The 5,785-nt window shown below is 66.1% G+C and carries 8 protein-coding genes; all 8 read left to right on the top strand.

Going from position 1 to position 5,785, the window contains the following annotated elements; genetic code table 11:
• On the top strand, nt 1–990 hold a 990-nt coding region (locus tag L598_RS19670; protein WP_210245032.1), incomplete at its 5' end, for a hypothetical protein.
• A 434-nt stretch (nt 991–1,424) separates the two neighbouring features.
• Nucleotides 1,425–1,958 (top strand): hypothetical protein, encoded by a 534-nt coding sequence (locus L598_RS19665; RefSeq protein ID WP_246658849.1) that lies wholly within the window; start codon nt 1,425–1,427, stop codon nt 1,956–1,958.
• On the top strand, nt 1,955–2,152 hold the full coding sequence (locus L598_RS19660; RefSeq protein WP_094462827.1) for a hypothetical protein: 198 nt from the start codon (nt 1,955–1,957) through the stop codon (nt 2,150–2,152). Before L598_RS19665 ends, L598_RS19660 begins: the two co-directional genes overlap by 4 nt.
• Nucleotides 2,149–2,604, top strand: a complete 456-nt coding sequence (locus L598_RS19655) for a DUF6362 family protein (protein ID WP_144865424.1) — start codon at nt 2,149–2,151, stop codon at nt 2,602–2,604. Before L598_RS19660 ends, L598_RS19655 begins: the two co-directional genes overlap by 4 nt.
• A 55-nt stretch (nt 2,605–2,659) precedes the next feature.
• Complete coding sequence (locus L598_RS19650; RefSeq protein WP_144865422.1) at nt 2,660–2,935, top strand: DUF1778 domain-containing protein; 276 nt, start codon at nt 2,660–2,662, stop codon at nt 2,933–2,935.
• Nucleotides 2,932–3,450: a GNAT family N-acetyltransferase gene (locus L598_RS19645; protein WP_144865420.1), complete on the top strand. Its 519-nt coding sequence runs from the start codon at nt 2,932–2,934 to the stop codon at nt 3,448–3,450. Before L598_RS19650 ends, L598_RS19645 begins: the two co-directional genes overlap by 4 nt.
• A gap of 478 nt (nt 3,451–3,928) precedes the next feature.
• Entirely contained in the window at nt 3,929–5,245 is a 1,317-nt protein-coding gene (locus L598_RS19640; RefSeq protein WP_144865418.1) for a DNA methyltransferase, read from the top strand.
• On the top strand, nt 5,245–5,785 hold a 541-nt coding region (locus L598_RS19635), incomplete at its 3' end, for a DNA cytosine methyltransferase (protein ID WP_144865416.1). The genes L598_RS19640 and L598_RS19635, both read left to right, overlap by 1 nt.

Raw genomic sequence — 5,785 nt, 5'->3', positions numbered from 1 at the left:
CGGGAGCGCCTCCAGGCCATCCGGATCGAGCCGGCGCTCCTGGCCGCGGCGCGCGACAATCTCGTCGCCACGCCGAAGGTCCGCATGCTGCTCGACGCCGGCGGCGTGGGCCTGACCATCGCCGCGGTCCGCGCCCACTACGGCCATGGCGCGCCCGACATCCTCTGCATCGACCCGATCCGCAATCTCTTCGATGGSGGYCCSGACGGCGGCGGGGAGAACGACAACACCGCGATGCTCTTCTTCCTGCAGGAGCGGGTCGARGCSCTGCGGGACGCCGTAGCCCCGGATGCCGGCCTGATCCTCTGCCATCACACCCGCAAGATCACCAAGAAGCAGCTCGTCGAGGACCCGTTCATGGCGCTSTCGGGCGCGGGCAGCCTCCGCAGCTTCTACACCTCCGGSGTGATCATGCACCGGCCCGACGAGGACCGACCGGAGCGGATGCTGCATTTCGAGCTCCGCAACGGCCCCGGCATCGAGCCGATGATCGTCGACAAGGCGGACGGACGCTGGATCGCGATCGACCGCTCGGAGACAAGGCTCGTGCGTCGCGAGTTCGGCGAGAAGCTCGACGCTGAGCGCGCGCGCAAACACGACGTGATCCTTCAACTGCTCTTCGATGAGGCCGAGGCCGGCCGGCTCTACACCGCTCTGCAATTCGCCGAGAGCTTCGAGAACCAGGCCGGGCTCGGCGGCAAGGACACGATCCGCGAACGGATCAGCGTGCTGGCCACAAAGGGTTTCATCAAGTTCGTTCGCGATGGCGCGCCGTTCGGTCTGCCRACCTCGCGYTCGAAGTTCGGCTATCTCTGCGTCGAGGGCATGACGTTCCCGACCGGAGAAGAGACGGCAGACCCCGACACCGGCGAGATCGTGCCCGTCCGGATCCCTGTCCTTCCCAGCACCTACAAATGCCCGCAGAGCGGCGCGGCGCTGCCGGTCGAGAACCCTCTGGTCTGGGTCTATCAGACGGAGGTGACCTCGTGATGCGCCAGCTCATCCCGATTACGCGGACTTACGCAGGATCAAGTTGTGGCAAGTTGCGGCGAGCTGGGCGGCCAGCTTCCCAACTACTTTCGCTGCTCTTCGCGCCGCCGCGGTCCGCCCAGCCATCCCGCGCACATTCAAGTTGGGAAAGCTCGTCCCAACTACCTTGGCTCCCGCGCGCCCCGCTGCGCGGCCTTTCGCAGATTCAAGTTGGGAACGCGACCGACGCCATGGGTCGTCCCAACTTCGATTTCCTCAACAGTTTCAGCATGTTGATGCGCTCTCGAAGTTGTGGGGGTGAAAGCCACCCCCTTCGGGGGTGGGGGAGAACCGCGCCGAGCGGGTTCTCCCACTCCCACCCCCAGGGGCTTCACGCGCGCAGGCAGCGTGCCGTCCATTCCCTCACCGACATCAGACGAGAAGGACCCACCACCATGAGCCAATGCCCGTCACCCCTCCCAAAGAGCGCGCCCCTTCCGGCCCCGGTCATCTCGACATCCGCGGGCGGCGCCATTCTCGCCCTGGATCTCGGCACCACCACGGGCTGGGCAAGCCTGGCGGGCGGGATCGTGCACAGCGGAACCGCCAGCTTCCGCTCCGGCCGCTACGACGGCGGCGGCATGCGCTACCTGCGCTTCCAGCACTGGCTCGAACAACTGGCCGACGACAGCGGTGGATTGGCCGCGATCTATTTCGAGGAGGTCCGGCGCCATATCGGCACTGACGCCGCCCACATCTACGGCGGTTTCCTGGCGACGTTGACCGCTTGGTGCGAGCGTCAGGGCGTCGCCTATCAGGGCGTTCCTGTCGGCACCATCAAACGCTTCGCCACGGGCAAGGGCAACGCCGGCAAGGAAGCCGTGCTCGCCGCGATGCGCCAGCGCGGGTTCCAACCCGCCGACGACAACGAGGCCGACGCGATCGCGATCCTGCTCTGGGCGATGGAGACCCGGGGAGGTGTGCTGTGAGGTGGACGCCACGTGGATATGGCGGCCAGCGCCGCACCCCCGATCAAGTCAAGCGCGATGGCTGGCGCGAGCAGCGTGTCCTCGCGGTCTCTCTCGATGACGACCGGCTGACCTGGCCCGAGCGTGAGCTCGTCCGGCAACTCGGCGAGAAGCTCTATGGCGACCGCGATCAGGCTAAGGAGGCGCGTCGATGACCCAGTGGACACCGAGCCTCGTCGAGGAACGTCTCGCGGAAGCGGCCTTCGTGCTCAAGCGCCTGCCCGAACCCCGGCGTCAGGGATATTTCAGCGTCTGGCCGGAGGTCATCCATAGCTTCGCCGACAAGGTCGGGCAGGAGCCAAAGCCGATGCGCGTCATCCCGTCACCCGCCGCGATCAGCCGGATGGAGGAGACGCTCAGCTGGACGGTGGGGCTCGATCCGATCGACGGCAAGATCGTCTGGCTGCGCGCCTACGGCGAGCGCTGGAAAACCATCTGCTGGACCGTCGGATTGCAGCGGTCGGCGGCTCATGAGCACTGGCTCTACGCGCTCTGCGTGATCGCATGGCGGCTTAACCAGCGCAATGTCCCCCGTCTCCGGTCGCGCCGCTACGTGATTGAAATGGTCAAAGGGGCTTGCGAGGACCCGACCAGTCACCCCAATTAACTTCTTGTCCGTACGTTGTCCGTATGATACAGGAATTGGGACAGGAGATCAGCCAATGCCCGTAGCCGAAGCAAAGTCCGAACGTATCGAGGTGCGCACCACGCCGACCATGAAGGCACTGCTGCAGCGTGCAGCCACGTTTTCGCACAAGAACGTGACGGAGTTCCTGCTCGAGGCGGGCATTCGTGCCGCCGAGGAAGCGCTCGTCGATCGGCGCATGTTCCGGCTGGATGACGCCCAGTGGCAAGCCTTCCAGGATGTTCTCGATCGCCCCGTCCAGAGCAAGCCGCGCCTCGCCAGACTGCTCGCCGAGAAGAGCGTGCTTGAGTGACGGCGGAGAACCAATCGTTCTCTGCCGTCCAAAAGCTCGATGCCTCCCACGAGGTCGACGCGTTTGATTGCGGCAAGGAACCTCTGGATCGATTCCTGCAACGCCACGCTCTGGTCAACCAGAAAGCGGGCAGCGCTCAGACCTATGTCGTGTGCCGCGGGGAGCAGCGTGTCGCGGGCTATTACAGCCTCACGGTCGGCGCCGTTGAACATGCCGACGCTCCCGGTCGTGTCGGCAAAGGGCTTGCCCGTCATCCGATCCCGGTAATGCTCCTCGCGCGGCTTGCCATCGACCGAGCCGAGCAGGGAAAGGGGCTGGGCAAAGCGTTGCTCAAGGATGCACTGCTGCGCACGGCTCAAGCTGCCGAAATAGCAGGTATCCGAGCGCTTCTCGTTCATGCCAAGGACGATGAAGCGCGCGCCTGGTACGAGCAGTTCGACTTCGAGCCAAGTCCGACCGACCCCTATCATCTCTTCCTGCTGATGAAAGATCTGCGAGCGCTCCTCGGCGAATGATCGCAAGCTCGCGAAGCGAAGCGGAAAGTGTCCGCCGGACACTTTTCGAAGAGACGAAAACCCCAGTTCTCGGGTAGATTCTGGCTATCCTCGGGAGAAGCGCGCGTCGCGATCACGAGCGCACGGATACTGTCGCTGGAACTGATCCAAGTAAAGGATCCGCGTTGATCCTTTCGTTATGGATCGATGCCCGTTCACGTCAACATCGCCTGAGCATACGAGTTCGCGGGTCCTTCCTGGCGGAAATCGTATGCTGGCGGGCGAAGCGCGGCGCATCGCCAGCGACAGGGCCGGATTTTTGGGAAGCCACCCCGGCCGGAAGTCACCACGCAACCTGAAATAACCACGCAATAACAGTGCCTTGGCTGGTGGACTCCGGGGCGGATACCCTGGACTCCGGAATCCAGCCGGAGCCGGTGGACTCCGCCAGCCGGAATCCACCGCGCAGACGCACCCAACATCATCGACAGGATCCTTCATGACCCTCGCCTTCGCCCCCGAGCGGATCGAGCAATGGCCGCTTGCGCGCCTGCAACCCTATGCGAAGAACGCGAAGGTGCATGGCGCGGACCAGGTCGCGAAGATCGCCGCCAGCATGGCCGAGTTCGGCTGGACCGTGCCCTGCCTTGTCGGCGAGGACGGCGAGCTGATCGCGGGCCATGGGCGGGTGCTGGCCGCCACGCAGCTCGGGCTGACGGAGGCGCCGGTGATCGTGCTCGGGCATCTGACCGAGGCGCAGCGGCGGGCCTATCGCATCGCCGACAACAAGCTGACCGAACTCGGCAGCTGGGACGAGGCGGCTCTATCGGCGGAACTGAACGAGCTGCTGGCCGAGGATTTCGATCTGTCCCTGGTCGGATTTTCCGACGGGGAACTGGACAAGCTGCTGGCGTTTTTGCCGGAGGGGGACGGTGAAGACGGTGGCGCCGGGGGCTCCGTGCCGCCGGTGACCATCCCCGAGCCGCCGCGCAATCCAGCGTCCCGGACGGGCGATCTCTGGATCCTTGGCGATCACCGGCTTCTCTGTGGGGACTCGACCAGCCATGCCGATGTGCGCCGCTTGATGAATGGCGAGCGGGCGGTGCTGTTCGCGACCGACCCGCCGTATCTCGTCGATTACGATGGCTCGAACCATCCGACCCGCAACAAGGACTGGTCGGCGTCCTACGGCACGACCTGGGACGACAGTTCGCAGGGCGCGGAGCTCTACGACGGTTTCATCGCGGCGGCCGTGGCCGAGGCCATCGCCGAGGACGCCGCCTGGTACTGCTGGCACGCCTCGCGTCGCCAGGCGATGCTGGAAGCCTGCTGGGAGAAGGCGGGCGCCTTCGTGCACCAGCAAATCATCTGGGTGAAGGACCGCGGCGTCCTGACCCGGTCCCACTACCTTTGGAAACACGAGCCCTGCTTCATGGGCTGGCGCCGGCCGAACCGTCCGCCGAAGGTGGCCGAGGAAACCCTGCCATCGACATGGGCGCTGCCCAGCTTCGCCAAGGACGACCGGCCCGACCACCCGACGCCGAAACCGCTCGACGCCTTCGGCATCCCGATGCGCCAGCATGTTGCGCGCGGCGGCCTCTGTTACGAGCCGTTCTCGGGCTCGGGTTCGCAGATCATGGCGGGCGAGGCCAACGGCCGCCGCGTCTTCGCGATGGAAATCAGCCCGGCCTACATCGATGTCGCCGTTGAACGCTGGCAGGCCGAGACTGGCCGCGACGCGATCCTCGACGGCGACGGCCGGACCTTCGCGCAGGTGAAGGCGGAGCGGCTGGGCGACAAGGCCGATGCCGCCTGATGGCCGTCTACTACAACGATGCCGACCCCGCGGCCTGTGCATGGCTGCGGGAGTTGATCGCGGCCGGGCTGCTGCCAGATGGCGATGTGGACGAGCGTTCCATCCTCGACGTCGAGCCCGCCGACCTGCGCGGCTTCGCGCAATGCCATTTCTTCGCCGGAATCGGCGGCTGGCCCTACGCACTGCGCCTCGCGGGCGTGGCCGAGAGCCTGCCGGTTTGGACCGGCTCGCCGCCCTGCCAGCCCTTCAGCCAGGCCGGGCAGCGCAAGGGACAGGACGATGACCGCCATCTCGCCCCGGCATTCCTGCGGCTCGTCGCAGCCTGCCGCCCGGAGCTCGTCTTCGGCGAGCAGGTCGCGAGCGCGGCAGTGCTCGGACCGGTTGGCAGAAAGTCTCGCGCGGCAGTTGAGGGCCCGACTGGCTGGGCGTGGTTCGACGCTCTGGCGGCTGACCTGGAAGCGGCATCTTACGCCGTCGCGGCGGCCGGCATCGGCGCGCCGCACATCCGCCAGCGCCTGTTCTTCGGCGCCGTCGCCTTGG

The sequence above is a fragment of the Mesorhizobium sp. J18 genome (assembly GCF_007829525.1).
Taxonomy (GTDB): Bacteria; Pseudomonadota; Alphaproteobacteria; order Rhizobiales; family Rhizobiaceae; genus VLJP01.
The sequence above is the reverse complement of the archived record's forward strand: the minus strand, read 5'-3'. Positions and strand labels throughout refer to the sequence as shown.

Coding starts and splice junctions, on each gene's coding strand:
- L598_RS19650 (WP_144865422.1), top strand. CDS start 2,660: ATGCCCGTAGCCGAAGCAAAGTCCGAACGTATCGAGGTGCGCACCACG.
- L598_RS19665 (WP_246658849.1), top strand. CDS start 1,425: ATGAGCCAATGCCCGTCACCCCTCCCAAAGAGCGCGCCCCTTCCGGCC.
- L598_RS19640 (WP_144865418.1), top strand. CDS start 3,929: ATGACCCTCGCCTTCGCCCCCGAGCGGATCGAGCAATGGCCGCTTGCG.
- L598_RS19655 (WP_144865424.1), top strand. CDS start 2,149: ATGACCCAGTGGACACCGAGCCTCGTCGAGGAACGTCTCGCGGAAGCG.